The 26692-nt window shown below is 61.4% G+C and carries 25 protein-coding genes and 1 other RNA gene; 17 read left to right on the top strand and 9 right to left on the bottom strand.

Translation table 11 applies throughout. The features are described from left to right. Positions 1–56 precede the first annotated feature (56 nt). Positions 57–749, bottom strand: a complete 693-nt coding sequence (locus DM813_RS16445) for an alpha/beta family hydrolase (RefSeq protein ID WP_128324449.1) — start codon at positions 747–749, stop codon at positions 57–59. Positions 750–798: 49 nt separating this feature from the next. On the opposite strand from DM813_RS16445, the gene ccoN (DM813_RS16440) reads away from it, so the two are divergent. From ccoN (DM813_RS16440) to DM813_RS16365, 16 genes are all read left to right on the top strand, one after another. Then, entirely contained in the window at positions 799–2223 is a 1425-nt protein-coding gene (gene ccoN, locus DM813_RS16440; RefSeq protein ID WP_128324448.1) for a cytochrome-c oxidase, cbb3-type subunit I, read from the top strand. Positions 2224–2233: 10 nt separating this feature from the next. Further along, entirely contained in the window at positions 2234–2842 is a 609-nt protein-coding gene (gene ccoO / locus DM813_RS16435) for a cytochrome-c oxidase, cbb3-type subunit II (protein WP_128324447.1), read from the top strand. A gap of 5 nt (positions 2843–2847) precedes the next feature. Next, positions 2848–3045, top strand: a complete 198-nt coding sequence (locus DM813_RS16430) for a cbb3-type cytochrome oxidase subunit 3 (protein ID WP_128324446.1) — start codon at positions 2848–2850, stop codon at positions 3043–3045. After that, complete coding sequence (gene ccoP, locus DM813_RS16425) at positions 3042–3989, top strand: cytochrome-c oxidase, cbb3-type subunit III (RefSeq protein WP_128324445.1); 948 nt, start codon at positions 3042–3044, stop codon at positions 3987–3989. Before DM813_RS16430 ends, ccoP (DM813_RS16425) begins: the two co-directional genes overlap by 4 nt. A gap of 487 nt (positions 3990–4476) precedes the next feature. Next, positions 4477–5919 carry a cytochrome-c oxidase, cbb3-type subunit I gene (gene ccoN / locus DM813_RS16420; RefSeq protein WP_128324444.1) on the top strand — a complete coding sequence of 481 codons (1443 nt, stop codon included), beginning with the start codon at positions 4477–4479 and terminating at the stop codon, positions 5917–5919. Further along, entirely contained in the window at positions 5919–6527 is a 609-nt protein-coding gene (ccoO, locus tag DM813_RS16415; protein WP_128324443.1) for a cytochrome-c oxidase, cbb3-type subunit II, read from the top strand. Before ccoN (DM813_RS16420) ends, ccoO (DM813_RS16415) begins: the two co-directional genes overlap by 1 nt. A gap of 5 nt (positions 6528–6532) precedes the next feature. Then, positions 6533–6736 carry a cbb3-type cytochrome oxidase subunit 3 gene (locus tag DM813_RS16410; protein WP_128324442.1) on the top strand — a complete coding sequence of 68 codons (204 nt, stop codon included), beginning with the start codon at positions 6533–6535 and terminating at the stop codon, positions 6734–6736. Then, the gene (ccoP, locus tag DM813_RS16405) at positions 6733–7713 is read left to right on the top strand and encodes a cytochrome-c oxidase, cbb3-type subunit III (protein ID WP_128324441.1); all 981 of its coding nucleotides are present in this window, start codon (positions 6733–6735) and stop codon (positions 7711–7713) included. Before DM813_RS16410 ends, ccoP (DM813_RS16405) begins: the two co-directional genes overlap by 4 nt. 267 nt (positions 7714–7980) lie before the next feature. Beyond that, on the top strand, positions 7981–9396 hold the full coding sequence (gene ccoG, locus DM813_RS16400; RefSeq protein ID WP_128324440.1) for a cytochrome c oxidase accessory protein CcoG: 1416 nt from the start codon (positions 7981–7983) through the stop codon (positions 9394–9396). A gap of 12 nt (positions 9397–9408) precedes the next feature. Next, on the top strand, positions 9409–9948 hold the full coding sequence (locus DM813_RS16395) for a FixH family protein (protein ID WP_128324439.1): 540 nt from the start codon (positions 9409–9411) through the stop codon (positions 9946–9948). Positions 9949–10035: 87 nt separating this feature from the next. Continuing rightward, positions 10036–12489 (top strand): heavy metal translocating P-type ATPase, encoded by a 2454-nt coding sequence (locus DM813_RS16390; RefSeq protein WP_128325244.1) that lies wholly within the window; start codon positions 10036–10038, stop codon positions 12487–12489. A gap of 12 nt (positions 12490–12501) precedes the next feature. Then, positions 12502–12714, top strand: a complete 213-nt coding sequence (gene ccoS / locus DM813_RS16385) for a cbb3-type cytochrome oxidase assembly protein CcoS (RefSeq protein ID WP_128324438.1) — start codon at positions 12502–12504, stop codon at positions 12712–12714. Beyond that, positions 12707–13390: a sulfite exporter TauE/SafE family protein gene (locus tag DM813_RS16380; protein ID WP_128324437.1), complete on the top strand. Its 684-nt coding sequence runs from the start codon at positions 12707–12709 to the stop codon at positions 13388–13390. Before ccoS ends, DM813_RS16380 begins: the two co-directional genes overlap by 8 nt. Positions 13391–13473: 83 nt before the next feature. Next, positions 13474–14856, top strand: coding sequence for an oxygen-independent coproporphyrinogen III oxidase (hemN, locus tag DM813_RS16375; RefSeq protein WP_128324436.1), 1383 nt, complete (start codon positions 13474–13476; stop codon positions 14854–14856). Positions 14857–15038: 182 nt separating this feature from the next. Continuing rightward, a complete protein-coding gene (fnrA, locus tag DM813_RS16370) occupies positions 15039–15773 on the top strand; it encodes a Crp/Fnr family transcriptional regulator FnrA (protein WP_128324435.1) in 735 nt (244 codons plus the stop codon). A gap of 54 nt (positions 15774–15827) precedes the next feature. Beyond that, positions 15828–16376: an adenine phosphoribosyltransferase gene (locus DM813_RS16365; RefSeq protein ID WP_128324434.1), complete on the top strand. Its 549-nt coding sequence runs from the start codon at positions 15828–15830 to the stop codon at positions 16374–16376. Between the two features lie 100 nt (positions 16377–16476). On the opposite strand, the gene recR is transcribed toward DM813_RS16365, so the two are convergent. From recR to dnaX, 3 genes are all read right to left on the bottom strand, one after another. Continuing rightward, positions 16477–17079: a recombination mediator RecR gene (gene recR, locus DM813_RS16360; protein WP_128324433.1), complete on the bottom strand. Its 603-nt coding sequence runs from the start codon at positions 17077–17079 to the stop codon at positions 16477–16479. Between the two features lie 95 nt (positions 17080–17174). Then, the gene (locus DM813_RS16355) at positions 17175–17501 is read right to left on the bottom strand and encodes a YbaB/EbfC family nucleoid-associated protein (protein ID WP_128324432.1); all 327 of its coding nucleotides are present in this window, start codon (positions 17499–17501) and stop codon (positions 17175–17177) included. A 69-nt stretch (positions 17502–17570) separates the two neighbouring features. Next, positions 17571–19646, bottom strand: coding sequence for a DNA polymerase III subunit gamma/tau (gene dnaX / locus DM813_RS16350; RefSeq protein WP_128324431.1), 2076 nt, complete (start codon positions 19644–19646; stop codon positions 17571–17573). Between the two features lie 129 nt (positions 19647–19775). Here dnaX and DM813_RS16345 point away from each other — a divergent pair, with 129 nt between their 5' ends. Next, positions 19776–20552 (top strand): substrate-binding periplasmic protein, encoded by a 777-nt coding sequence (locus tag DM813_RS16345; protein WP_128324430.1) that lies wholly within the window; start codon positions 19776–19778, stop codon positions 20550–20552. Here DM813_RS16345 and DM813_RS16340 read toward each other — a convergent pair. The 5 genes from DM813_RS16340 to zipA all read right to left on the bottom strand — a co-directional run bounded on the left by DM813_RS16340 (position 20542) and on the right by zipA (position 26573). Further along, positions 20542–21597, bottom strand: a complete 1056-nt coding sequence (locus DM813_RS16340; RefSeq protein WP_128324429.1) for a restriction endonuclease — start codon at positions 21595–21597, stop codon at positions 20542–20544. The two genes, DM813_RS16345 and DM813_RS16340, sit on opposite strands and share 11 nt — an antisense overlap. Positions 21598–21830: 233 nt before the next feature. Further along, positions 21831–21927: signal recognition particle sRNA small type (gene ffs / locus DM813_RS16335), an RNA gene on the bottom strand. A gap of 114 nt (positions 21928–22041) precedes the next feature. Beyond that, the gene (locus tag DM813_RS16330; protein ID WP_128324428.1) at positions 22042–23181 is read right to left on the bottom strand and encodes a zinc-binding metallopeptidase family protein; all 1140 of its coding nucleotides are present in this window, start codon (positions 23179–23181) and stop codon (positions 22042–22044) included. Between the two features lie 59 nt (positions 23182–23240). Further along, positions 23241–25595, bottom strand: a complete 2355-nt coding sequence (gene ligA / locus DM813_RS16325) for an NAD-dependent DNA ligase LigA (protein WP_128324427.1) — start codon at positions 25593–25595, stop codon at positions 23241–23243. Positions 25596–25694: 99 nt separating this feature from the next. Beyond that, on the bottom strand, positions 25695–26573 hold the full coding sequence (gene zipA, locus DM813_RS16320; RefSeq protein ID WP_128324426.1) for a cell division protein ZipA: 879 nt from the start codon (positions 26571–26573) through the stop codon (positions 25695–25697). Between the last annotated feature and the right edge of the window lie 119 nt (positions 26574–26692).

The raw sequence follows: 26692 nt of genomic DNA, 5'->3' as shown, positions 1-26692 counted from the left end.
GTATACCCGATAACTGTGGGAGCGGGTTTACCCGCGAAGAATCTGCTGAATCCCTCCTACACACGCAAGAACGCCACAATGCGTTGCGCCGCCGTCGCCAGATGATCGGCATGCGTGAACCCTGACGCCTTCAGCGGCTTCAGGTCATGATCCCCCGCCTGCAACCAGCACAGTTCAATTGCCGGCGACAATGCATAGCCCTCTACCGTCTGCCTATCGCCCAGCGCATCGCGCTCGCCCTGAATGATCAAGGTCGGCGTGTTCAATTCGGCCAGGTGCGCCACCCGCGGCTTTTCCGGCTTGCCAGCGGCATAGAACGGATACCCCAGGCACACCAGCGCATCGGCGCCCAACTCGTCGGCCAGCAGGCTGGCCATACGCCCGCCCATGGACTTGCCGCCAATGGCTAGCGTCCCAGTGACCAATGGTCGCACCTGCCGGTACACCTCGCGCCAGCATTCCAGAAGCCTCGCTTGAGGATTTGGCGGCCTTTTGCCACCGTCGATGCGCCGCCGCGCCATGTACTCAAACTCGAAACGCAACACGCCCAGCCCTTGTGCGGCCAGCCTTTGCGCCATGTCCTCCATGAACGGACTGTCCATGGGAGCACCGGCACCATGGGCCAAGATCAAACATCCAGAAGGTGCGCCATCCCCCTGATTTTGCGGGGCATTCCATAGCCAGCCGTGGCTTTCGACCAGCTGCGCCCATTGATCCCCGTCAATACCGGTCGTCTGCCCATTACTCATGCTTGCCTCGCTAATTAGTCTGCCTATAACCGTGGATGGGAACCCATACATGAACACAACCAGCAGTACCGCCTACAACTACAAGGTGGTCCGCCAATTCGCCATTATGACGGTGGTGTGGGGAATCGTCGGGATGGGGCTCGGCGTTTTTCTCGCCGCGCAACTTGTCTGGCCTTCACTCAACTTTGATCTCCCCTGGACCAGCTTCGGACGCCTGCGCCCGCTGCACACCAACGCGGTGATCTTCGCCTTCGGCGGTTGCGCGCTGTTCGCCGCCTCCTACTATTCGGTCCAGCGAACCTGCCAGACCACCCTGTTCTCACCACGCCTTGCCGCCTTTACCTTCTGGGCCTGGCAACTGGTGATCGTGCTGGCCGCCATCACCTTGCCGCTGGGTTATACCAGTTCCAAGGAATACGCCGAACTGGAATGGCCGATCGACATCCTGATCACCATTGTCTGGGTCGCCTATGCCGTGGTGTTCTTCGGTACGCTGCTCAAGCGCACCACCAAGCACATCTACGTGGGCAACTGGTTTTTTGGTGCGTTCATTATCACCGTGGCGATCCTGCATATCGTCAACAACCTGGAAGTACCGGTCAGCCTGACCAAGTCCTACTCGCTGTACAGCGGCGCCACCGACGCCATGGTGCAGTGGTGGTACGGCCACAACGCCGTGGGCTTTTTCCTGACCGCAGGCTTCCTTGGCATGATGTACTACTTCGTGCCCAAGCAGGCCGAGCGTCCGGTGTATTCCTATCGCCTGTCGATCGTGCACTTCTGGGCGCTGATCACCCTGTACATCTGGGCCGGTCCGCACCACCTGCACTACACCGCCCTGCCCGACTGGGCGCAGTCGCTGGGCATGATCATGTCGCTGATCCTCCTGGCGCCAAGCTGGGGCGGCATGATCAACGGCATGATGACCCTCTCGGGCGCCTGGCATAAGCTGCGCAGCGACCCGATCCTGCGCTTCCTCGTGGTGTCCCTGGCGTTCTACGGCATGTCGACCTTCGAAGGGCCGATGATGGCGATCAAGACGGTCAACGCCCTGTCGCACTACACCGACTGGACCATCGGCCACGTACACGCCGGTGCCCTGGGCTGGGTAGCGATGATCTCGATCGGCGCCCTGTACCACATGATCCCGAAAGTCTTCGGTCGCGAGCAGATGCACAGCATCGGCCTGATCAACGCGCACTTCTGGCTGGCCACCATCGGCACCGTGCTCTACATCGCTTCGATGTGGGTCAACGGCATTGCCCAGGGCCTGATGTGGCGTGCAGTCAACACCGACGGCACCCTGACCTACTCCTTCGTCGAAACCTTGGTGGCCAGCCACCCAGGCTTCATCGTGCGCTTCGTCGGCGGGGCGATTTTCCTCACCGGTATGCTGCTGATGGCATGGAACACCTGGCGCACCGTGCGCGGCCCGGTGGTCGCGACCGCCCCTGCCACTGCGCAGCTGGCCTGAGGAGATCGAGATGAAACATGAAGTGATCGAGAAGAACGTCTTTCTGCTGGTGCTGTTGATGGTCTTTGCCGTCAGCATCGGCGGCCTGACCCAGATCGTCCCGCTGTTCTTCCAGGACGTAACCAATAAGCCGGTCGAAGGCATGAAGCCCTACACCGCGCTGCAACTGGAAGGCCGCGACATCTACATCCGCGAAGGCTGCGTGCAGTGCCACTCGCAGATGATCCGTCCGTTCCGTGCCGAAACCGAACGCTACGGCCACTATTCGGTTGCCGGTGAAAGCGTCTGGGATCACCCGTTCCTGTGGGGCTCCAAGCGTACCGGTCCGGACCTGGCCCGTGTCGGTGGCCGCTACTCCGATGACTGGCATCGCGCCCACCTGTACAACCCGCGCAACGTCGTACCCGAGTCGAAGATGCCCGCCTACCCCTGGCTGGTCGCCAGCCCGGTAGATAGCAGCCACACCGAGAACAAGCTGCGCACCATGCGCACCCTCGGCGTGCCCTACACCGACGACGACATCAGCGGTGCAGTGGCCTCGATCAAGGGCAAGACCGAAATGGATGCGCTGGTTGCCTACCTGCAGGTGCTGGGCACCGCCATCAAGAACAAGAGGTAAGGGCCATGGATTTCACACTGGATATCGGTCAACTGCGCGGCCTCGGCACCTTGCTGGTGGCCATCGCGTTCATCGGCCTCTCCCTGTGGGTGTTCAACGGTCGGCGTGACCGCGAGTTTGCCGAAGCAAGCCTGCTGCCGTTCGCCGATGACCGCCTGGCACCCGCCGCCAAAGAACCCGAATCGAGGAGTAACGGGCAATGACCACCTTCTGGAGTACGTACATCAGCGTACTGACCATCGGCAGCCTGATCGGCCTGACCTGGCTGCTGCTGGCCACGCGCAAGGGCGAAAAGCCGGGGACCAGCGACCAGACCATGGGCCACAGCTTCGACGGCATCGAGGAGTATGACAACCCGCTGCCCAAGTGGTGGTTCTGGCTGTTCGTGTGCACCCTGGCATTCGGCGTCGGCTACCTGATCCTCTACCCCGGCCTGGGCAACTGGAAAGGCATCTTGCCGGGTTATCAGAACGGCTGGACCCAGGTTAACGAATGGCAAAAAGAGATGGACAAGGCAGACGCCAAATTCGGTCCGATCTTTGCCAAATTCGCCGCCATGCCGGTCGAAGAAGTTGCCAAGGATCCACAGGCGCTGAAAATGGGCGGCCGCCTGTTCGCCTCCAACTGCGCGGTGTGCCACGGTTCCGACGCCAAAGGTGCTTACGGCTTCCCCAACCTCACCGACAAGGACTGGCGCTGGGGTGGCGAGCCCGAGACTATCAAACAGTCGATCATGAACGGCCGTCACGGCGTCATGCCCGCCTGGGCCGAAGTCATTGGCGAGCAAGGTGTCGCCGACGTGGCCGGGTTTGTCCTGACCAACCTCGATGGCCGCAAACTGCCGGAAGGCACCAAGGCCGATGTCGCCAATGGCGAAAAGCTCTTCGCAACCAACTGCGTGGCCTGCCACGGCCCGCAAGGCAAAGGCACCCCGGCGATGGGCGCACCGGACCTGACGCACCCGCAGGCGTTCATCTACGGTTCAAGCTTTGCCCAATTGCAACAGACCATTCGTTATGGTCGCCAGGGCCAGATGCCGGCGCAGGATGCCATTCAGGGTAACGACAAGGTCCACCTGCTGGCCGCTTACGTCTACAGCCTGTCCCAGGCGGAACCGGCGCAAGGCGAAACCGTTTCTGCCCAGTAAATGTTTCGTGTAACTGCATCTTGACGGCTGACGCCGCATCCAACCGGATGCGGCGTCTTCGTTTCCCCTTGCGACCAAACGTCGCACCTCCCCCGCCGCCGCGCCTTGCGCACGCCTTGATCGGAACTAAGCTTGTTGCCACAGCGACCGCAAACAAGGGGTTGATAAAACCCTTGGGCGGTTGTGGCCGTTGAAGAATGCGTGCAAAGGCAGACGGGATCGGCTCGACCTCAGCAGTACCGGTTTCTGGACAACAGAAAATGGTTACAGCAAGCCTGACCAATTGGACAAGAAAATATGAATAACAGTACACATATCAATCAGATAATTGTGTACACTTCGTCCGCCAAGAGCGCTCGAAACAGCGGTATATCGGGCTTTGGCAAGGGTCGGCGCGGGAGCCATCGCGTTGCAATAACCACACGGTTTATACATACTTGCGCCGATTTTTTAACCTATAAAAACACCCAAACCGTGGAACCTTAGAATGAGCACAGCAATCAGTCCGACTGCTTATAACTATAAGGTCGTCCGCCAGTTCGCCATCATGACGGTGGTCTGGGGGATCCTTGGCATGGGGCTTGGAGTCTTCATCGCCTCGCAACTGGTATGGCCCCAACTGAACCTGGACCTGCCATGGACGAGTTTTGGACGTCTTCGCCCGCTGCACACCAACCTGGTGATTTTCGCCTTCGGTGGTTGTGCGCTGTTTGCCACTTCCTACTATGTCGTGCAGCGAACCTGCCAGACGCGACTGATTTCCGACAGCCTCGCGGCCTTCACCTTCTGGGGTTGGCAAGCGGTGATCGTCGGTGCGCTCATTACCCTGCCACTGGGTTACACCACGACCAAGGAATACGCTGAGCTGGAATGGCCGATCGCCATTTTGCTGGCGATTGTCTGGGTCACCTACGGCGTGGTGTTCTTCGGTACCATCGTCAAACGCAAAACCAAGCACATCTATGTGGGCAACTGGTTCTACGGTGCATTCATCGTGGTGACCGCGATGCTGCACATCGTCAACCACATGTCGCTGCCGGTCAGCCTGTTCAAGTCGTACTCGGCCTACTCGGGCGCCACCGACGCGATGATCCAGTGGTGGTACGGCCACAACGCCGTGGGCTTCTTCCTGACCACCGGCTTCCTCGGCATGATGTACTACTTCGTGCCCAAGCAGGCCGAGCGTCCGATCTACTCCTATCGCCTGTCGATCGTGCACTTCTGGGCACTGATCACCCTGTACATCTGGGCAGGTCCCCACCACCTGCACTACACCGCCCTGCCTGACTGGGCCCAATCGCTGGGCATGGCCATGTCGATCATCCTTCTGGCGCCAAGCTGGGGCGGCATGATCAACGGCATGATGACCCTCTCGGGCGCCTGGCATAAGCTGCGCACCGACCCGATCCTGCGCTTCCTCGTGGTCTCCCTGGCGTTCTACGGCATGTCGACCTTCGAAGGGCCGATGATGGCGATCAAGACGGTCAACTCGTTGTCGCACTACACCGACTGGACCGTGGGCCACGTTCACGCCGGCGCCCTCGGTTGGGTAGCGATGATCTCGATCGGCGCCCTGTACCACATGATTCCGAAGGTCTACGGCCGCGAGCAGATGCACAGCACCGGCCTGATCAACGCGCACTTCTGGCTCGCGACCATCGGTACCGTGCTGTACATCGCCTCGATGTGGGTCAACGGCATCACCCAGGGCCTGATGTGGCGTGCAATCAACGATGATGGCACCCTCACCTACTCCTTCGTCGAAGCCCTGCAAGCCAGCCACCCGGGCTACATCGTCCGCGCCCTGGGCGGTGCGTTCTTCGCATCGGGTATGTTGCTGATGGCCTACAACGTGTTCCGTACCGTTCGCGCCTCGAAGCCGGCTGAAGCTGAAGCCGCCGCTCAGATCGCTGTAGTTGGAGCTCACTGATGAAGCATGAAGTACTCGAGAAGAACATTGGCCTGCTGGCCTTCTTCATGGTCATCGCCGTGAGCGTTGGCGGTCTGACCCAAATCGTCCCGCTGTTTTTCCAGGACGTCACCAACAAACCGGTCGAAGGCATGAAGCCTCGTACCGCGCTGGAACTCGAAGGCCGCGACATCTACATCCGCGAAGGCTGCGTGCAGTGCCACTCGCAGATGATCCGGCCGTTCCGTGCCGAAACCGAGCGCTACGGCCACTATTCGGTTGCCGGTGAAAGCGTCTGGGATCACCCGTTCCTGTGGGGCTCCAAGCGTACCGGTCCGGACCTGGCCCGCGTCGGTGGCCGCTACTCCGATGACTGGCACCGCGCCCACCTGTACAACCCGCGCAACGTCGTGCCCGAGTCGAAGATGCCGGCCTACCCGTGGCTGGTCGAGAACAAGCTCGACGGCAAGGACACGGTCAAGAAGATGGAAGTCTTGCGCACCCTCGGCACCCCGTACACCGACGCCGACATTGCCGGCGCCCGCGACGCGGTCAAGGGCAAGACTGAAATGGACGCCCTGGTTGCCTACCTGCAAGGCCTGGGCACCATCATCAAAAGCAAACGGTGACATTGATGGATATCGGGATGATTCGTGGCCTGGGCACCGTCGTAGTGATGGTGGCCTTTGTCGGCCTGGCGTTGTGGGTGTTCAGTTCTCGGCGCAAGTCCGAGTTCGACGAAGCGACCATGCTGCCCTTCGCGGATGATCCCGAAGCCAGCAAGCACGTCGAGCAAGCGCAAGCGAAAGCGAAAGCGTCTAGGAGTAACAACGAATGACTACCTTCTGGAGTCTGTACGTCACCGTTTTGAGTCTGGGCACCATCTTTGCCCTGACCTGGCTGTTGCTGTCCACCCGTAGGGGGCAGCGCAGCGAACCCACCGATGAAATCGTCGGCCATTCGTTCGACGGTATCGAGGAGTATGACAACCCGTTGCCAAAATGGTGGTTCTGGCTGTTTGTCGGCACCATCATTTTCGCCTTGGGCTATCTGGTGCTGTACCCGGGCCTGGGTAACTGGAAGGGCGTGTTGCCCGGCTACCAGTACCTGGACAACGAGAAAAAAACCGATTTCGCCAACGGTCAGGCCGGCTGGACCGGTGTGCACGAGTGGGAAAAGGAAATGGTCCGCGCTGACGCCAAATTTGGGCCTATTTTCGCCAAATTTGCAGCCATGCCTATCGAAGAAGTGGCCAAAGATCCAAAAGCCCTGAAAATGGGTGGCCGCCTGTTTGCCTCCAACTGCGCCGTGTGCCATGGCTCTGACGCCAAAGGCTCCTACGGCTTCCCCAACCTCACCGACAACGACTGGCGCTGGGGCGGCGAACCGCAAACCATCAAGACCACCATCATGGGCGGTCGTCACGGCGTGATGCCGGCCTGGTCGGAAGTCATCGGCGAACAGGGCGTTGCCGACGTCGCCGCGTTCGTCCTGACCAACCTGGATGGCCGCAAGCTGCCGGAAGGCGCGAAAGCCGACGCAGCCAATGGCCAGAAGATCTTCGCCGCCAACTGTGTGGCCTGCCACGGTCCTGAAGGCAAGGGCACACCAGCCATGGGCGCACCCAACCTGACGCATCCGCAGGCGTTCATCTACGGTTCGAGTTTCGCCCAGCTGCAACAGACCATCCGTTACGGCCGCCAGGGCCAGATGCCTGCGCAGGAAGCGATCCAGGGCAACGACAAAGTCCACCTGCTGGCGGCTTATGTCTACAGCTTGTCGCATCAAGGTGAAAAGTCGGCCGACGCGAAGTAATTCGCCCGGTCAGCCAACGGCCCCGTCAGTGAAGACTGGCGGGGCTTTTTTATACGTTCGCAAGGCCTGCATTACCGCCGCGCATGACCCAGATCAATTGACACGCCCACTACACTAATCACCAGACAAACCCAACGCGACTAAACGTCGCAGCCATGCCCCGTAGTGCCACTACAGGCGTATTATCCGACCTAGAGCAGCATAAACTTCTGACTGCGGTCGGCACGTACTGATCGCGGCATTATTCCACTGCCGTGGGACTCAATGATGAGCAAGCAGATTCCAGTACATGATGTCACCCCGCCTGCCAACAAAGACAAGGACAGCATCGATCTCTACGCCTCCCGGGAAAAAATCTACACCCGCGCCTTCACCGGGGTGTTTCGTAATTTGCGCATGGTCGGCGGCGCCGTCCTGTTCCTGCTGTACTTCGGCACGGTGTGGCTGAACTGGGGTAACCACCAGGCTGTCTGGTGGAACCTGCCGGAGCGCAAGTTCTACATCTTTGGCGCCACCATCTGGCCGCAAGACTTCATCCTGCTGTCCGGCCTGTTGATCGTTGCCGCGTTCGGCCTGTTCTTCATCACCGTATTCGCTGGTCGGGTGTGGTGCGGCTACACCTGTCCGCAAAGCGTCTGGACGTGGATTTTCATGTGGTGTGAAAAGGTCACCGAAGGCGACCGCAACCAGCGCATGAAGCTCGACAAGGCCCCCATGAGCGGCAACAAGTTCCTGCGCAAACTGGCCAAGCACAGCCTGTGGCTGCTGATCGGCTTTGTTACCGGTATGACCTTCGTCGGCTACTTCTCTCCCATCCGCGAACTGGTGCTGGAGTTCTTTACCGGCGAGGCCGACGGCTGGGCGTATTTCTGGGTCGGCTTCTTCACCCTGGCCACCTATGGCAACGCTGGCTGGCTGCGCGAGCAAGTCTGTGTGTACATGTGCCCGTACGCCCGCTTCCAGAGCGTGATGTTCGACAAAGACACGCTGATCGTGTCCTACGACCCGCGCCGTGGCGAAACCCGCGGCCCACGCAAAAAGGACCTCGACTACAAAGCCAAGGGCCTGGGCGACTGCATCGACTGCACCATGTGTGTGCAGGTGTGTCCGACCGGCATCGACATCCGTGACGGCCTGCAGATCGAATGCATCGGCTGCGCCGCCTGCATCGACGCCTGCGACACCATCATGGAGAAAATGAACTACCCCAAAGGCCTGATCAGCTACACCACCGAACACAACCTCTCAGGCCAGAAAACCCATATGCTGCGCCCGCGTCTGATCGGCTATGCGGTGGTGCTGCTGGCCATGATCGGCTTGCTCGCCAGTGCCTTCGTCATGCGTCCGCTGGTGGGCTTTGATGTCAGCAAAGACCGCGTGCTGTACCGCGAGAACGCCCAGGGCCGGATCGAGAACGTGTACAGCCTGAAGGTGATGAACAAGGATCAGCGCGACCACGTCTACGTGCTGGAAGCCGGTGGTTTGCCGGACCTCAAGCTTGAAGGCGCACGCGAAATCCGCGTGGCTGCCGGCGATATTGTCAGCCTGCCGGTACAACTGTCGATGGCCCCGGAACAACTGCCGTCGAGCACCAACGAAGTGATCTTCACCCTCAAGGATGCCGACGACAGCACCAGCCAGGTTGAAGCAAAAAGCCGCTTCATCGGCCCACAAATTCGATAAGAGACTGAGTCTATGCCTGCTGCAACAGCCACTAGCCCTTGGTACAAGCACCTCTGGCCATGGATCATCATCGGGGTGCTGGCCACCTCGGTGACCCTCAGCCTGACCATGGTCACCATTGCCGTGAACAACCCGGACAACCTGGTCAACGACAACTACTACGAGGCCGGCAAAGGCATCAACCGCTCACTGGACCGCGAACTGCTGGCACAAACCCTGAACCTCAAGGCCAGCGTGCACCTGGACGAACTGACCGGTGAAGTCGACGTGCGCCTGAGCGGCAACAGCCAGCCGAAAACCCTGGAACTGAACCTGATTTCCCCCACCCAACCGCAGAAGGATCGCAAGATTGTCCTGACCCTGAGCACCAACGAAGCCGGCCGCTACGTCGGCCAGCTCAATGACAAGGTCGAAGGACGCCGCTTCGTCGAACTGCTGGGCAGCCAGGACGAACACACCTGGCGCCTGTTCGAAGAAGAGCAAGTCGGCCATGACACCACCCTGCAGCTGGGCGATGAAGCGCTGCAAGGGGCTGAACACCTCGAAAAATGAGTTGCCTGCGTCGCCTGCACGTCCAGCCCCACCCGGTGGGTGCTGGCCGCGTCGGCGATGGCACCTGAAATGACAGCGAAGATTGCCATGACCAGCCCCACGCCTTGCTACCACTGCGCCCTGCCCGTTCCCGCCGGCAGCCACTTCACCGCCGTGGTACTCGGCGAGGACCGGCTGTTCTGCTGCCCGGGTTGCCAGGCTGTGGCCGAGGCAATTGTTGCCGGCAACCTCGAGAGTTATTACCAGCACCGCAGTGAAGCAAGCGCCAACCCCGATGCCCTGCCTCAGCAACTGGTCGACGAGCTGGCCCTGTATGACCGTGCCGACGTTCAGAAACCCTTCGTTCGCCACAGCGGCGAGCTTGCCGAAACCACCCTGCTGATCGAAGGCATCAGCTGCGCCGCCTGCGGCTGGCTGATCGAAAAACACCTGCGCAACCTGCCCGGGGTCAGCGAGGCGCGGCTGAACCTGTCCAACCATCGCCTGCACGTCAATTGGGCCGACAGCCAACTGCCGCTGTCGAAGTTGCTGGCCGAACTGCGCCACATCGGTTATGCCGCCCACCCCTACCAGGCCGACCGCGCCGCCGAACAACTGGCCAACGAAAACCGTACCGCCCTGCGGCAACTGGGTGTCGCCGGCCTGCTGTGGTTTCAGGCAATGATGGCAACCATGGCCACCTGGCCGGAATTCAACATCGACCTGAGCCCGGAGCTGCACACCATCCTGCGCTGGGTCGCGCTGTTCCTGACCACGCCGATCGTGTTCTACAGCTGCGCGCCATTCTTCCGCGGTGCCGCCCGTGACCTGCGCACCCGCCACCTGACCATGGACGTGTCGGTATCCCTGGCCATCGGCCTGGCCTACAGCGCCGGGATCTGGACCGCGATCACCGGCAGTGGCGAGCTGTATTTCGACGCGGTGGGCATGTTCGCCCTGTTCCTGCTGGCCGGACGCTACCTCGAGCGCCGGGCCCGTGAACGCACGGCTGCGGCCACCGCGCAGCTGGTCAACCTGCTGCCCGCCTCGTGCCTGCGCCTGGGGGCAGCAGGCCAGAGCGAACGGATCCTGCTGAGCGAGCTGCAACTGGGCGACTGCGTATTGATCCAGCCCGGCCATGTGGTGCCCGCCGACGGGCGCATTGTCAGCGGCCAGTCCAGCGTCGACGAGTCGCTGCTGACCGGCGAATACCTGCCGCAAGCCCGTCGCGCCGGCGATGTGGTCACGGCCGGCACCCTCAACGTCGAAAGCGCGCTGACCGTCGAAGTCCAGGCCCTGGGCCAGGACACCCGGCTTTCAGCCATCGTGCGCCTGCTTGAACGCGCCCAGTCGGAAAAGCCGCGCCTGGCTGAAATCGCTGATCGTGCTTCGCAATGGTTTCTGCTGTTCTCCCTGGTCGCCGCTGCGGCGATTGGCCTGTTGTGGTGGCACCTGGACCCGGACCGGGCGTTCTGGATTGTCCTGGCCATGCTGGTTGCCACCTGCCCTTGTGCCCTGTCGCTTGCCACCCCAACTGCGCTGACCGCCGCCACCGGCACCCTGCACAAACTTGGCCTGCTGCTGACCCGCGGCCATGTCCTGGAGGGCCTGAACCAGATCGACACGGTGATCTTCGACAAAACCGGTACCCTCACCGAGGGCCGCCTGACACTGCGCGCCATCCGCCCGCTGGGCGCTGCCGACGCGGACCAGTGCCTGATGCTCGCCGCCGCCCTCGAGAACCGCTCCGAACACCCGATCGCCCGTGCCTTTGGCCGCGCCAGCGTTGCCGCCGATGATGTCCAGGCGGTGCCCGGGCTCGGCCTGGAGGGCCGGGTCGAAGGCCGGCACCTGCGCATCGGTGAACCGGCGTTCGTTTGCGCCTTGAGCGGCGCCACGACGCCACCCATGCCGGCGGAGCCTGGCCAATGGTTGCTGCTGGGTGATGAACACGGTGCGCTGGCCTGGCTGGTGCTCGATGACCGCCTGCGCAGCGACGCCGCCGACCTGCTTGCGGCCTGTCGCGACCGCGGCTGGCACACCCTGCTGTTGTCCGGCGACAGCTCGCCGATGGTCCAGAGCGTGGCCGCCGAGTTGCACATCGACCAGGCCATTGGCGGCCTGCGGCCGGACGCCAAGCTGGAAAAACTCAAGGCCCTGCAGCAACAGGGTCACAAAGTGCTGATGCTCGGCGACGGGGTCAACGACGTACCGGTACTGGCTGCGGCCGATATCAGTATTGCCATGGGCTCGGCGACTGACCTTGCCAAAACCAGCGCCGATGCCGTGCTGCTGTCAAACCGTCTGGACGCCCTGATTGAGGCTTTCAGCCTGGCACGTCGCACGCGGCGGATCATTATCGAAAACCTGCTGTGGGCAGCGCTGTATAATGGCCTGATGTTGCCCTTTGCGGCCCTGGGCTGGATCACACCGATCTGGGCGGCCGTCGGCATGTCGGCCAGTTCGCTGATCGTGGTGCTCAACGCCCTGCGCCTGACCCGCATCAGTGCGGTGACCGTCACCGGCGCAGACACGCGCACCTCACACCCGGCCACGGCCTGATCAGGAGCTCCCATGCCCGCGTTATACATCATGATTCCGGCGGCGCTGCTCATCGTTGCGATTGCCGTGTACATCTTCTTCTGGGCGGTGGACAGCGGCCAGTACGACGACCTCGACAGCCCGGCCCACAGTATCCTCTTCGACGACCAGGACCCACAGCACACCGCTGCCATGGACGAAGCCGACGGCAAGAAACCCGACGACGGCGCCCCACCCCGTGCTTGAACTGTTGCCACTGCTCAGCTCGGCGCTGATTCTCGGCCTGCTCGGCGGCGGCCACTGCCTGGGCATGTGTGGCGGCCTGATGGGTGCGTTGACCCTGGCCATCCCCAAGGAACAGCGCAGCCGACGCTTCAACCTGCTGCTGGCCTACAACCTCGGGCGCATCCTCAGCTATGCCGCTGCCGGTTTGCTGCTTGGCCTGGCCGGCTGGGCCGTGGCCAGCAGCCCGCTCGCCCTGGGTATGCGTGTCGTGGCAGGCTTGCTGTTGATCAGCATGGGCTTGTACCTGGCCGGCTGGTGGAGCGGGTTGACCCGCATCGAACGCCTTGGCCGTGGGCTGTGGCGCCACATCCAGCCGGTTGCCAACCGCCTGCTGCCGGTGTCCAGCTTGCCACGGGCGCTGTTGCTGGGTGCGCTGTGGGGCTGGCTGCCGTGTGGACTGGTGTACAGCACCCTGCTGTGGGCCGCGAGCCAGGGCAATGCCGTCGACAGTGCGCTGTTGATGCTGGCGTTCGGCCTTGGCACCTGGCCGGTGCTGTTGGCCACCGGACTGGCCGCAGAGCGCACCAACGCCCTGCTGCGCAATCGCGGCGTACGTGTCGCTGGCGGCGTGCTGGTGATCCTGTTCGGTATCTGGACATTACCTGGCCCCCACCAGCACTGGCTGATGGGCCACTGAAGCGCCGTTGATGCAAATCAACAAGCGCTTTTGCACTGCCCCCTAGAATTTGCCCACTGCTGCTCATTCCAGGGACTACCCACATGCTCGACGCACTTCGTTGGGACGAAGACCTGATCCGTCGCTACGACTTGTCTGGCCCTCGCTACACCTCCTACCCGACCGCCATGCAACTGCACAGCGAAGTCGGCTCGTTCGATTTGCTGCACGCCTTGCGCGACAGTCGCCGCGCCGTACGACCGCTGTCGGTGTACGTGCATGTGCCGTTTTGCGCGAACATTTGCTATTACTGCGCCTGCAACAAGGTCATCACCAAGGACCGTGCACGTGCTCAGCCATACCTGCAGCGACTGGAGCAGGAAATCCAGCTGATCGCCTGTCACCTGGACCCGAAACAGACAGTCGAACAACTGCATTTCGGCGGCGGCACCCCGACCTTCCTCAGCCATGTCGAGCTGCGCCAGTTGATGAGCAGCCTGCGTCAGCATTTCAACCTGCTGGATGACGACTCCGGCGACTATGGCATCGAGATCGACCCGCGCGAAGCCGACTGGCCGACCATGGGCCTGCTGCGCGAATTGGGCTTCAACCGCGTCAGCCTCGGCGTGCAGGACCTCGATCCTGAGGTACAGCGGGCGATCAACCGCCTGCAGACCCTGGAGCAGACCCGCGCCATCATCGACGCGGCGCGTACCCTGCAGTTTCGCTCGATCAATCTCGACCTGATCTACGGCCTGCCCAAGCAGACGCCGGAAGGCTTTGCCCGCACCGTGGACGAAGTGATCAAGCTGCAACCGGACCGCCTGTCGGTGTTCAACTACGCCCATTTGCCGGAGCGCTTCAAACCCCAGCGACGCATCGACAGCAACGACCTGCCGGCACCTGCGGCGAAACTGCAGATGCTGCAACGCACCATCGAACAACTGACCCAGGCCGGTTACCGCTACATCGGCATGGATCACTTCGCCCTGCCCGATGACGAACTGGCCATCGCCCAGGAAGAGTCGACCCTGCAGCGCAACTTCCAGGGCTACACCACCCACGGCCATTGCGACCTGATCGGCCTGGGCGTGTCGGCCATCAGCCAGATCGGCGACCTGTACTGCCAGAACAGCAGCGACCTGAACCACTACCAGGACACCCTCTCCAGCGCCCAACTGGCTACCAGCCGAGGCCTGGTCTGCAACAACGACGACCGCGTGCGGCGCGCGGTGATCCAGCAACTGATCTGCCATTTCGAGCTGGACTTCGAGACCATCGAGCAGCAATTTACCCTGGACTTCCGAGGCTACTTCAAGGAGGAGTGGCCGGCCCTTGAGGCCATGCACAAGGACGGTTTGATCACCCTCAGCAACCAGGGCATCCAGGTATTGCCCGCCGGGCGCCTGCTGGTGCGCTCGGTGTGCATGGTGTTTGACGCCTACCTTGGCCTGCACAGCCAGCAGCGCTTCTCCCGGGTCATCTGACCGCCTGCGCCGGCGCTGTTTACAGCGATATTTGTAAAGCACACTATGTTTAATGTTGACAGGGGGTCTGACGAAAAGTCGCACCCCTGCCAGTGCACCCTACCCGGGTGCGGACTGGCCCTAACCCCATGCCCTGAGTTACCCTTACGGCTTATGTGTGCTTTACACCAAGGAATGAAGAAATGTCAGAGCCAGTCAAACTGCGCCCCCACAACCAGGCCCATTGCAAGGATTGCAGCCTGGCGCCCCTGTGTCTGCCATTGTCGTTGAACATGGAAGACATGGATGCACTGGACGATATCGTCAAGCGTGGGCGACCACTGAAAAAAGGCGAGTTTCTGTTCCGTCAGGGTGACAACTTCTCTTCGGTTTACGCTGTGCGCTCCGGCGCTCTGAAAACCTTCAGCCTGAGCGACAGCGGTGAGGAACAGATCACCGGCTTCCACCTGCCCAGCGAACTGGTCGGCCTGTCCGGCATGGACACCGAGGCCTACCCGGTATCGGCCCAGGCCCAGGAAACCACGTCGGTCTGCGAGATCCCTTTCGAACGCCTCGACGAGCTGTCCGTGCAGCTGCCACAACTGCGCCGCCAGTTGATGCGGGTGATGAGTCGCGAGATTCGCGATGACCAGCAAATGATGCTGCTGCTGTCGAAGAAAACCGCCGACGAGCGTATCGCCACCTTCCTGGTCAACCTCTCGGCGCGCTTCCGTGCCCGCGGTTACTCGGCCAATCAGTTCCGCCTGAGCATGTCGCGCAACGAAATCGGCAATTACCTGGGGTTGGCTGTGGAAACTGTTTCACGAGTTTTCACCCGTTTTCAGCAAAATGGCCTGATCGCCGCCGAAGGCAAGGAAATCCATATCCTCGATCCGATCCAGCTGTGTGCGCTGGCCGGCGGCTCGCTGGACAGCTGATTTCGCCGGATACAGGTATACTGGCGGGTATTCGTTTCTCAGGATACCCGCCTCATGCACAGCGACACGTTCGACCTCAAAGCCCTGATTCGCCCGGTACCGGATTTCCCCAAGGCCGGCGTGATCTTTCGTGACATCACCCCGCTGTTCCAGTCGCCACGGGGCTTGCGCCATGTAGCCGACGCCTTCATCGAGCGTTATGTCGAGGCCGAATTCAGCCATATCGGCGCCATGGATGCCCGTGGCTTCCTGATTGGCTCGATCATCGCCCACCAGCTGAACAAGCCACTGATCCTGTTCCGCAAGCAGGGCAAACTGCCCGCCGACGTGCTCGCCGAAGGCTACCAGACCGAATATGGCGAAGCCTTCCTCGAAGTGCACGCCGACAGCCTGTGCGAAGGTGATGCGGTACTGATTTTCGATGACCTGATCGCTACCGGCGGCACCTTCGTGGCCGCCACCAGCCTGGTGCGCCGCATGGGTGCACAGGTGTTCGAAGCAGCAGCGATCATTGATCTGCCGGAGCTGGGTGGCTCGCAGAAGCTGCAATCACTGGGTGTGCCGACTTTCTGCCTGACCGAGTTCTCGTTGAGCGAATACTGAATACCCCACGCTTGCGTAGGAGTGCATTTATCCGCGATGGACTGCGTAGCAGGCCCATCTTTTGGGGGCGCAATGCGCCCCATCGCGGATAAATCCGCTCCTACAACGCAATCGGCTTGCGCCCCGCAAAGGAGTGCGCCAGCGTCCCACCGTCCACCAACTCCAGCTCACCACCCAACGGCACGCCATGGGCAATGCGCGAGGCCACCAGGCCTTTGTCGGCCAGTAGCTGGGCGATGTAATGCGCCGTCGCCTCACCTTCCACCGTCGGATTGGTGGCCAGGATCACTTCGGTAAAGCTGCCCTGCGCCTCGATACGCGCCATCAGTTGCGGAATGCCGATAGCATCCGGACCAAGGCCATCGAGCGGCGACAGGTGCCCCTTGAGCACGAAGTAGCGACCACGGTAGCCGGTCTGCTCCACCGCATAGACATCCATCGGCCCTTCGACCACGCACAACAGCGTGTCGTCCCGGCGCGGGTCCGCGCATTGCGGGCACAGCTCCTGCTCGGTCAAGGTACGGCACTGACGGCAATGGCCGACCCCTTCCATGGCCTGGCTCAAGGCCTGCGCCAGGCGCAGCCCGCCGCTGCGGTCACGCTCCAGCAATTGCAGGGCCATACGCTGAGCGGTTTTCTGGCCGACACCTGGCAGCGTACGCAGGGCATCGATCAGTTGGCGAATCAGAGGACTGAAGCTCATGGTCATTAGCCTGAAAATTCAATAAAGCCGGAAAAACGACAATGGGAGCAACGGCTTCACAGCCGTGCTCCCACCGAGGGTACTACGGGGTTGCTTCAGAACGGCATCTTGAAGCCAGGTGGCAGCTGCATGCCGGCAGTCATGCTGCCCATCTTGTCCTGGCTGTTCTGTTCGACTTTACGCACCGCGTCGTTGACGGCGGCGGCGATCAGGTCCTCGAGAACCTCTTTGTCTTCCTGCATCAGGCTGTCGTCCAGGCTGATGCGCTTGACGTCGTGACGACCGGTCATCACCACGCTGACCAGGCCAGCACCCGATTGGCCAGTCACTTCGGCATTGGCCAGTTCTTCCTGCATCTTGGCCATTTTTTCCTGCATCTGCTGGGCCTGCTTCATCAGGCCGGCCATGCCACCTTTCATCATGGGGATCACCTCAAATTTAGACTTACGGGGTGCGGCGAGGGTCGTGCCCGGGCCGCTTGTGTCATTCGGTCATTCGCCCTGGGTTACCGGGGCGTCTACAGGCTCAATGGTATCGTGTCGAACCATGGCGCCAAACTGCTTGATCATTTGCTGGATAAGCGGGTCGGACTCGATCGAAGCCTCGGCCTCGCCCTGACGCTCGGCACGTTTGCGGGCTGCCGCCTGGGCCGGGGTTTCCTGCTCCGGGCGAATCAGCTCGATGGTCAGCTTCAGCGTGCGCCCGAAATGCTGGTTCAGGGCATCGTTCAGGCGCCGTTGTTGCGTGGCATTGAACAGCGCACTGTGCGCAGGGTCCAGGTGCAGCAGCCAGTCATCGCCATCTGCGGCCATCAGCGTACAGTTGGCGGCGATACTGCCGGTCATCCCGGAGATCGGCAACTGCGGGAACAATTCCAGCCATTGCAGCGCCAGCCCGGTGGCCGGCATCGCAGCGGGCATGGGCTCAGGGGCAGCGACAGGTGCTTCCTCGTGGACATGTTCGATCGCCAGCTCATCCAGGTAACTGTAGCTGGCCGGATCCATCTCCGGTTCGTAGTAATCTTCGTCCAGCGGCGGCTCGTCGTCGCGCTCCATGCCGGCCGGGCTGTAGCCGACGCCGTCGTCGTGAGGCGGCTCGTCGTGACGCACGGCGGCCTGAACCGGTGCGGGTTCGGGCTGTGGCTCCGCGACAACCGGTTCAGCCTCAGGTTGGGGCTCAGGCTCGACTTCGGGCTCGGCAACGGCCTGAGCCTCGACAGGGTCGTTCCAGGGCAGATCGACAACAGGCTCGGGCGCTGGTGCCGCAGCTTCGACCGGTTCGGGTTGCACAACCGGCTCAGGCTCAGCTTCAGGTTCAGGGGCAACGGCTGCGGACTCGGCAACAACGACCGCAGGCTGGGCTACTGGCGCCTGTACCACCGCCGGCGCAGCCGGTATGGCCGCTGCCACGCTATTTGCAGAATCAGCTGTGGCCTGGCTGATCCCCACCGGCTTTAGTACCGGTTTCGGCGCATCGTCGGTGTCAGCCGGGCGGAACGCCAGCATCCGTAGCAAGACCATCTCGAAACCGCCCCGCGGATCCGGCGCCAGTGGCAGGTCGCGGCGGCCGATCAGGCCCATCTGGTAATAGAACTGCACATCTTCAGCCGGCAGTGCCTGAGCCAGGGCCAGCACCCGGTCACGGTCGCCCTGACCGTTATCCACGGCCTCGGGCAAGGCCTGGGCAATGGCGACGCGGTGCAGCACATTGAGCATTTCTGCCAGCACACCGCTCCAGTCCGGCCCTTGCTCGGCCAGGTGACGCACCGCTTCGAGCAGGGCCCGCGCATCGCCCTCAAGCAGCGCCTGCAGCACACCATAAACCTGACCATGATCGAGGGTACCGAGCATGGCGCGCACATCGGCCGCCAGCACCTTGCCCTCGCCAAAGGCGATGGCCTGGTCGGTGAGGCTCATGGCATCGCGCATCGAACCGTCGGCAGCGCGCCCGAGCAGCCACAGCGCATCGTCTTCGAACGGCACGTTCTCGGCACCAAGCACATGGCTCAGGTGCTCGACCACGCGCTCGGGGGTCATGTTCTTCAGGGAGAACTGCAGGCAGCGCGACAGAATGGTCGCCGGCAGCTTCTGCGGATCGGTGGTCGCGAGGATGAACTTGACGTAGGGCGGCGGCTCTTCCAGCGTCTTGAGCAAGGCGTTGAACGAGTGGCTGGACAGCATGTGCACTTCGTCGATCAGGTAGACCTTGAAGCGGCCGCGGCTTGGCGCGTACTGCACATTATCGAGCAGTTCACGGGTGTCTTCGACCTTGGTGCGGCTGGCGGCGTCGATCTCGATCAGGTCAACGAAACGCCCCTCATCGATCTCCCGGCACACTGAACAGGTGCCGCAGGGGGTCGAGGTGATGCCGGTTTCGCAGTTCAGGCACTTGGCGATGATCCGCGCAATGGTAGTCTTGCCCACGCCGCGGGTACCGGTGAACAGGTAGGCGTGGTGCAGGCGCTGGTTATCCAGTGCGTTGATCAAAGCCTTGAGCACATGGGTCTGGCCGACCATTTCGCGGAACGAGCGCGGACGCCATTTACGTGCAAGAACCTGATAACTCATCGAAAACCGTCAAATTGATAGACCAAAGACCGCTAATCCTAGCGGAGCAGGCCTGAAATTGCATCCGCTAAGCAGTACAACGACTAAGCTTTGTTCGCCAGGATGCGTATGCCAGACAGGGAGAGGCCGATGCGTTGGGTTTTAAGCCTGTTGCTGCTGTACGTCGGCCACCTGCCCGCCAATGAACTGCCGCCCCTGCGCTTTGCCATTGCAGAAAGCTGGGCAATGCCACTGGTGCGTATCGAGAACAATCAACCCGTCGACGGTATCATGTTCGATCTGATGACCGCCCTCGCCGCCCGCCTGCAACGCCGCCCCGAGTTCCATGTGCTGGCACGCCTGCGCCTGCAGGCGGCGATGGAGCGCGGCAGCGTCGACATCCGTTGCTTTGTGATGCCCTCATGGCTGGGTGGCCAATCGGGCAACTTCACCTGGAGCCTGCCACTGTTCGAGCAGCGCGACTGGCTGGTGGCCCGCCACCCGGAAACCACCCCCGCCACACTGAGCGACCTGCCCAGCCAGACCATCGGCACCGTGCTCGGCTACCGCTACGCCACCCTGCAGTCTGAATTCGACAACGCGCATTTTGCCCGCGACGACGCACGCAACCAGCAGCAAGTTCTGCAAAAGCTACAAGCCGGGCGCTACCACTATGCGGTGAGCAGCCAGTTGAGCCTGGACTGGTTCAATCGCTCACAACCCCCGGACCGACGCCTGATGCCCGTTGCCCTGCTCGAAGAGCAGGCGCTGAGCTGCTATGTGCGCAATGATCCCGAAGTCCCGACGCAAAGCATTTTGCGTGAGTTGCTGGTCATGAAGATGTCGGGGGAGATCGAGCGGATCGTGCAACACCATACGGGCAGGCACCTCGGTGATCTGAACACCGGTAATGCCATCAGCCAGTAGCAGCACCTAGCGGGAGCCGTTCAGTCTCAAGCCCCACCAGATAGTCAGGAAGATCATCGTGGTGTAATAGTTGAACACCCAGCTTTGTTGCAGCCTGTTTAGCGGCAGGCGTAAAACTTGAGTTTGTGACTACGCAAGCGTAATGGCACTCGTAGAACCCCTTTGCCGAGTAGGCCTCCTGGACACTTTTGTTGCCGACGGCCGATGAATACTGTTTGCATTGCACCACCAAACGCACGCCCTCCTGCGTAGCAATAATGTCGGCACCATGATCACCAGACCCCTTGGTCACGCTTGCACTCCAATCATTGTCCCTTATGATTTCAGCAACGTAGTGTTCATATTCATGACCCGTCATATCGCCATGCACCCTGGCACCTGGCTGACTTTCTGCAGTGATACCCTCAAGCCAGTTGATCCAATGCAGCTTTACTGTCTTATCGTCACTTTCCGACAGAAACGATGCATACCCTCCCTCCAGTAGGCTTAGTGCTTGCTGTGGAAGTCCCCCTACGTCAATGGGAAGCATCACTTCCCCGACGAAGTAATCCAGTTCCTTCTTCCACTTCGAATTATTTTCCCGGCCATATTCATCGACATAGACGAGTTGGGATCGCTTACGCGTCAAGGTTTTCAAATGTGGCTCTACCGACTTCAGGGCAACGCACTCAAGCAGCCGCCAGCAAAGACTGTCCTTGATCGCAGTATAATCACTGCCCTTCGTAAAGGTTGACAAGTCGTACCCGGGATGACCTTTTGACATTGATTTAATTGTGGCAGCAAGCACCTCAAGGACTTTTCTTTGCTTTGAAAGTTTTTTATCAACAATCATCGGGAGAATTAAATACATGTAAACACATGCAAGCACAAAGGCTGCGGCGAATAACCCGAAAAGCGCTAACGGGTGAGAACTGAAGAAGGAAATCAACCCGTTCACTATGGACAGGATTATTATGAGCCCGAAGCAGATTGCCGCCGTAGTCACGATGGCCTCTACGTTTCCTTTTGCGGCTTTGTGGCCTTTCCGTCTTCTGCGATTTTGCATTGTTGTCCGTAGTGATGCTTTGATTGTGGATGACGTATTAAAAGGTGGCAGACAGCAGAATGCCTGTCGCCGTTTTTTCGAGGCTACATAAACATCGAGCTTGGAGGATTGAGGTATCGCCGATTAAAATGCACAGCATGATTCACCACCCAGGTGCACCTGAACGCTGTCACGCTTCGAGATTTTTTGCTGCGAAAGCCTTGAGAACTCAAGAGCCTTGAATTAGGTGGCGACCCCACCAGCCACACCCCGGCACACAATGTTCCCGCTGTGGCTGCTCCCTTCCGGGCCTGACCAGGTTAACGGGTAATCGTTGCGGGGGGACCGATGGGGTCACCATAACGACGCTCGCCTGGCAGCGAGCGGGGCCATTGTACCGGTCTGGCGCCAAGATACAACCTCCCCGACGAGAAAAAACCACTCTAGCTCAAGCACTTGTGTCGCTCAGGCGGCCCGCCCCTGAACCGCCAGGTGGATAAAATGCAGCTTCGCCACCACCGGCGTGCTGAGGATGAACGGGTAAAAATCCGCTTGCCCCATGCTCCGTGACAGCTCGTTGAGCATTGCCGAGAGCTCGATCCAGGCGTTGATAAACGCCAGGAACAGATCCGCCTCGGGGTCGTCCGGTCGGTACAGGTCCTGACGCTGGAACGGCGGGTAGTCCAGCTCCAGGCTGCTTGCGTTCATGCCCAGCGCCAGCGCGGTATCGAGGGCATCGGTCATGTGCAGATAGTGCGCCCAGGTTTCCGCCCAGTCTTCCCAGGGGTGCATGGTCGCATAGGCACTGACATGGGCTGCTGCCCAGTCGTTCGGTGCGCCCTGCTGATAGTGGCGTTCCAGCGCGTCGCTGTAGCTTTCGCGCTCATCGCCGAACAGCGCGCGATAGCCTTCAAGGCAATCACTGCTGGCAATCAGACGGTCCCAATAGTAATGCCCCACCTCATGGCGTAAATGGCCCAGCAGGGTTCGATAGGGCTCGTGCAACTGCACGCGCACACGCTCGCGCCAGTCGTCATCGGCTTCGCGCACATCCAGGGTGATCAGGCCATTGGCATGGCCGGTGATCGGCGCATTGCCTTCAAGGTCGACGCCCAGGAAGTCGAACGCCAGTCCTGCACCCTCGCCCCCCTGCTTGGGCTCAACCGGCAAACCAAGGTGCAGGAGCTGCGCCACCAGGCGGCGCTTGGCGATCTCCAGCTTGCGCCAGCGCGGGTGATTGTCGGTAACCGACAGGTCCGGAATGGTCCGGTTCAGGCGACAGGCCAGGCAAAAACCGTCGGGTTCGTCAGCGCTCAGTAGCCAGTTGCAGGCCGCTGGCGTATCGAGATTGGCGCAGCGGCGTAGCGCACCCGCCTCCGGCTCGCCGTCGAGCAGCCAGAGGCCCTCGCCAGCGCCGGGCAGCAGGCTGGCCACCCGATTGCTCGGTGGCCAGTAGCCCAGCGCTGCCTGGCATGCCAGGCACTGGCTGTTGCGAAAGAACACCGACTGCCCGCACTGGCATTGCCAGACCCGGTCCGGCGGGCGCTCCCGACTGACGAACGACGCTGCAATCCTGGCGCCCAGTTGCTCAAAAAAACGGTACATGGCGATCCTCCTGGCTGCCGCCAAGACTAGACCATCGCCACAGCGAGGCGTTGCCGTGTTTACACGGCAATACCCTGCTCGGCGAGGAAGGCCACGAAGGCATCCTCGTCCAGCACCTTGAGTCCCAGTTCATTGGCCTTGGCCAGCTTCGAGCCGGCACCCGGCCCGGCCACCACGCAATGGGTCTTTGCAGAAACCGAACCGGCCACCTTGGCACCCAGGCTTTCCAGCTTGTCTTTGGCCACGTCGCGGCTCATGCGCTCCAGCGAACCGGTCAACACCCAGGTTTGCCCCGCCAGCGGCAAGCCGGCAGCGACCTTCTTCTCGCTCGTCCAGTGCATGCCGAACTCCAGCAACTGGGCCTCGATCGCCAAGGCCAGGGCGGCATTGGCCGGCACCTGGAAGAACGCGCGCACCGCCTCGGCCGGTTTGGCCGCCAGCGCCTGGCGCAGGTCAATACCGTCGGCGGCGATGATTTTCTCCAGACTGTCGAGCTTGGCCACCAGCTTTTCCGCCCCGGTAGGCCCTACCGAGGGAATATCCAGCTTGGCAATCAGGCCGGCCAGGGTCGCGCTGGCGGCAAACTCGGCACCCAGTTCGCCCTCGTCCTGCAATTGCAGGCCATGCTCAAGCAGTTGTGCGATGACGGTACGGTTGTGGTCGTCTTCGAAGAAGCTATGGATCTCGTAAGCCACCTCAAGGCCGACATCAGGCAAGTAGGTCAGCACCTGCGGCAGTGCCACCATGACCCGCTGCAGCGAGCCCAGCGAGCGCGCCAGCACCTTGGCGGTCTCCTCACCGACATCGGGAATGCCCAAGGCATAGATGAAGCGCGCCAGGCCCGGCGTTTTACTGGCGGCAATCGCGGCCAGCAGCTTCTTGCTCGACATCTCGGCAAAACCTTCGAGCTCGACGATTTGCTCAAACGTCAGCAGATACAGATCGGCCGGCGAGCGGATCAGGCCTTCGTCCACCAACTGCTCGACACTTTTCTCACCCAGCCCGTCGATGTCCATGGCCCGTCGCGAGACGTAGTGAATGATCGCCTGCTTGAGCTGCGCTGCACACGCCAGCCGACCAACGCAACGGTATACCGCGCCTTCACTGACCGATTCCTTGCCCTTGCTGCGCTTGATCAACTGCGTACGCTCGACCTGCGAACCACACACCGGGCACTCGGTAGGAATATGTACAGGCCGGGCATCGGCGGGACGGCGCTCGGTCACCACCTGCATGACCTGCGGGATCACGTCACCCGCCCGGCGAATGATCACGGTATCGCCGATCATCAGACCCAGGCGCGCCACTTCATCCATGTTGTGCAGGGTGGCGTTGGACACTGTCACCCCGGCGACCTTCACCGGCTTGAGGCGCGCCACCGGTGTTACCGCGCCGGTACGCCCAACCTGGAATTCCACATCCAGCACTTCGGTCAGCTCTTCCATGGCCGGAAACTTGTGGGCAATTGCCCAGCGCGGCTCGCGGGCACGGAAACCCAGCTCACGCTGCGCGGCCAGGCTGTTGACCTTGAACACCACACCGTCGATTTCGTACGGCAGGTCATTACGGCGCGCACCGATATCACGGTAGTACTCGAGGCATTCGGCCACGCCCGCCGCATGGCGCAGTTCGCGACTGATCGGCATGCCCCAGGCCTTGAGCTGCTCCAGGGTCCCGATGTGGGTGTCTGCCAGTGGCGCCGAAACCTGACCCAGGCCGTAGCAGCAGAACTCCAGCGGGCGGCTGGCGGTGATCTTCGAATCCAGCTGGCGCAAGCTGCCCGCCGCAGCGTTGCGCGGGTTGGCGAAGGTCTTGCCGCCGGCCTCGATCTGCGATTGGTTGAGGCGCTCGAAGCCGGCCTTGGACATGAACACTTCACCGCGCACCTCGAGCACGGCCGGCCAGCCCTCGCCCTGCAGTTTCAGGGGAATGTTGCGCACGGTACGAACGTTGACACTGATGTCTTCACCGGTGGTGCCGTCGCCACGGGTAGCGCCCTGCACCAGCTGGCCGTCCCGGTACAGCAGGCTCACGGCCAGGCCATCGAGTTTAGGTTCACAGCTGTAATCCACCGCCGCCCCGTCACCGAACAGGTCGCCGGCCGGCAGGTCGAGCCCCTCGACCACGCGCCGATCGAACTCGCGCAGGTCGTTTTCCTCGAAGGCGTTGCCCAGGCTGAGCATCGGCACTTCGTGACGCACCTGACTGAACGCCGACAACGCCGCGCCACCGACGCGCTGGGTCGGTGAATCGGCCGTCACCAGTTCAGGGTGCTCGGCCTCCAGAGCCTTGAGCTCGTTGAACAGGCGGTCATATTCGGCGTCCGGAACGCTGGGTTCGTCGAGCACATAGTAGCGATAGTTGTGCTGGTCGAGTTCGGCGCGCAGTTCGAGGATTCGGGATTCGGCGGTCATTTTCGTATTCTCTTGCAAAGCAAAAGAGCAGCCGGGGCTGCTCTTTGGGCATGTCTCTACTCGCTGCAGTGTATCTCGCCGGCCAGACCGGCGACGCTGTCAGCGTTTCTGGGTCAGTGCGCGACGCTCGAACTCGACGATGCGCTGACGGTAGTGCTCGATGGTCTGGGCGGTCATTACGCTGCGCTGGTCGTCCTTGAGCTCGCCATTGAGCTCGTGGGCCAGCTTGCGTGCTGCTGCGACCATGACGTCGAACGCCTGCTTGGGATGACGCGGCCCCGGCAGACCGAGGAAGAAACTCACGGCGCGGGTGCTGAAATGGTCGATGTCATCGAGGTCGAACACACCCGGCTTGACCGCATTGGCCATCGAGAACAGCACCTCGCCATTACCGGCCATGCTTTCGTGCCGGTGGAAGATGTCCATTTCGCCAAAGCGCAGGCCGCTTTCAAGAATGTTCTGCAACAGGGCCGGGCCCTTGAAGCCACCTTCGTCGCGGGAAATCACGCTGATCACCAGCACTTCTTCAACCGGCGGCAGGTCGCGGCTTTCACTGGAACCGAAGCCGGTACTGCTGCCGCGGCTTTCATCCGGGTAGTCATCGTCAACAGCGGCGAACAGATCCGGCTCTTGCTCACGCGGCTCGGCAGCCAGGTTCAGGTCGCCCTGTTGCGGCTCGTTGCCACGCTTGCGCTTGGACCCTTTCGACGGCTTGCCGCCGTCACGTTCACGCGCAGGGGCAGTCATGGACGGCAGGTCATGCTCATCCAGCTCAGGTTCCTTGTGGGTGTCCAATACCCGTGGCGGGCCGATCACCTCGGGGCTGCTGTCTTCATCCGGCAGGTTGGAGAAGCTGCGATCCAGACGGAATTTCAGCTTGCCCTTGCCACCGCGCATGCGGCGCCAGCCGTCAAAAAGAATACCGGCAATGACAATGATGCCGATGACGATCAGCCACTCGCGCAGACCGATTTCCATGTAATCCTGTGCCTCTGTAAAAAATGCTGAAAAATAAAGGGTTTAAACCCCTTTAAAACGTGGCGCCAACTCTATGTTCTGACAGGCGTTTTACCCACGCAAAAAATAAGTGACATTAA

The sequence above is a fragment of the Pseudomonas alkylphenolica genome, from assembly GCF_004025535.1.
Classification (GTDB): domain Bacteria; phylum Pseudomonadota; class Gammaproteobacteria; order Pseudomonadales; family Pseudomonadaceae; genus Aquipseudomonas; species Aquipseudomonas alkylphenolica_A.
This window is presented reverse-complemented; position numbering and strand designations above follow the sequence as displayed.

What these genes read in the sequence shown, in the direction of transcription:
- DM813_RS16445 (WP_128324449.1), bottom strand. Translation starts at nt 749, where the DNA reads ATGAGTAATGGGCAGACGACCGGTATTGACGGGGATCAATGGGCGCAG.
- ligA (WP_128324427.1), bottom strand. Translation starts at nt 25,595, where the DNA reads ATGACCGCCGAATCCCGAATCCTCGAACTGCGCGCCGAACTCGACCAG.
- DM813_RS16355 (WP_128324432.1), bottom strand. Translation starts at nt 17,501, where the DNA reads ATGATGAAAGGTGGCATGGCCGGCCTGATGAAGCAGGCCCAGCAGATG.
- DM813_RS16410 (WP_128324442.1), top strand. Translation starts at nt 6,533, where the DNA reads ATGGATATCGGGATGATTCGTGGCCTGGGCACCGTCGTAGTGATGGTG.
- DM813_RS16330 (WP_128324428.1), bottom strand. Translation starts at nt 23,181, where the DNA reads ATGTACCGTTTTTTTGAGCAACTGGGCGCCAGGATTGCAGCGTCGTTC.
- DM813_RS16345 (WP_128324430.1), top strand. Translation starts at nt 19,776, where the DNA reads ATGCGTTGGGTTTTAAGCCTGTTGCTGCTGTACGTCGGCCACCTGCCC.
- DM813_RS16365 (WP_128324434.1), top strand. Translation starts at nt 15,828, where the DNA reads ATGCACAGCGACACGTTCGACCTCAAAGCCCTGATTCGCCCGGTACCG.
- ccoN (WP_128324444.1), top strand. Translation starts at nt 4,477, where the DNA reads ATGAGCACAGCAATCAGTCCGACTGCTTATAACTATAAGGTCGTCCGC.
- recR (WP_128324433.1), bottom strand. Translation starts at nt 17,079, where the DNA reads ATGAGCTTCAGTCCTCTGATTCGCCAACTGATCGATGCCCTGCGTACG.
- dnaX (WP_128324431.1), bottom strand. Translation starts at nt 19,646, where the DNA reads ATGAGTTATCAGGTTCTTGCACGTAAATGGCGTCCGCGCTCGTTCCGC.
- ccoO (WP_128324443.1), top strand. Translation starts at nt 5,919, where the DNA reads ATGAAGCATGAAGTACTCGAGAAGAACATTGGCCTGCTGGCCTTCTTC.
- ccoP (WP_128324441.1), top strand. Translation starts at nt 6,733, where the DNA reads ATGACTACCTTCTGGAGTCTGTACGTCACCGTTTTGAGTCTGGGCACC.
- ccoP (WP_128324445.1), top strand. Translation starts at nt 3,042, where the DNA reads ATGACCACCTTCTGGAGTACGTACATCAGCGTACTGACCATCGGCAGC.
- zipA (WP_128324426.1), bottom strand. Translation starts at nt 26,573, where the DNA reads ATGGAAATCGGTCTGCGCGAGTGGCTGATCGTCATCGGCATCATTGTC.
- ccoS (WP_128324438.1), top strand. Translation starts at nt 12,502, where the DNA reads ATGCCCGCGTTATACATCATGATTCCGGCGGCGCTGCTCATCGTTGCG.
- DM813_RS16340 (WP_128324429.1), bottom strand. Translation starts at nt 21,597, where the DNA reads ATGCAAAATCGCAGAAGACGGAAAGGCCACAAAGCCGCAAAAGGAAAC.
- hemN (WP_128324436.1), top strand. Translation starts at nt 13,474, where the DNA reads ATGCTCGACGCACTTCGTTGGGACGAAGACCTGATCCGTCGCTACGAC.
- DM813_RS16430 (WP_128324446.1), top strand. Translation starts at nt 2,848, where the DNA reads ATGGATTTCACACTGGATATCGGTCAACTGCGCGGCCTCGGCACCTTG.
- DM813_RS16390 (WP_128325244.1), top strand. Translation starts at nt 10,036, where the DNA reads ATGACCAGCCCCACGCCTTGCTACCACTGCGCCCTGCCCGTTCCCGCC.
- ccoN (WP_128324448.1), top strand. Translation starts at nt 799, where the DNA reads ATGAACACAACCAGCAGTACCGCCTACAACTACAAGGTGGTCCGCCAA.
- DM813_RS16395 (WP_128324439.1), top strand. Translation starts at nt 9,409, where the DNA reads ATGCCTGCTGCAACAGCCACTAGCCCTTGGTACAAGCACCTCTGGCCA.
- ccoG (WP_128324440.1), top strand. Translation starts at nt 7,981, where the DNA reads ATGAGCAAGCAGATTCCAGTACATGATGTCACCCCGCCTGCCAACAAA.
- fnrA (WP_128324435.1), top strand. Translation starts at nt 15,039, where the DNA reads ATGTCAGAGCCAGTCAAACTGCGCCCCCACAACCAGGCCCATTGCAAG.
- ccoO (WP_128324447.1), top strand. Translation starts at nt 2,234, where the DNA reads ATGAAACATGAAGTGATCGAGAAGAACGTCTTTCTGCTGGTGCTGTTG.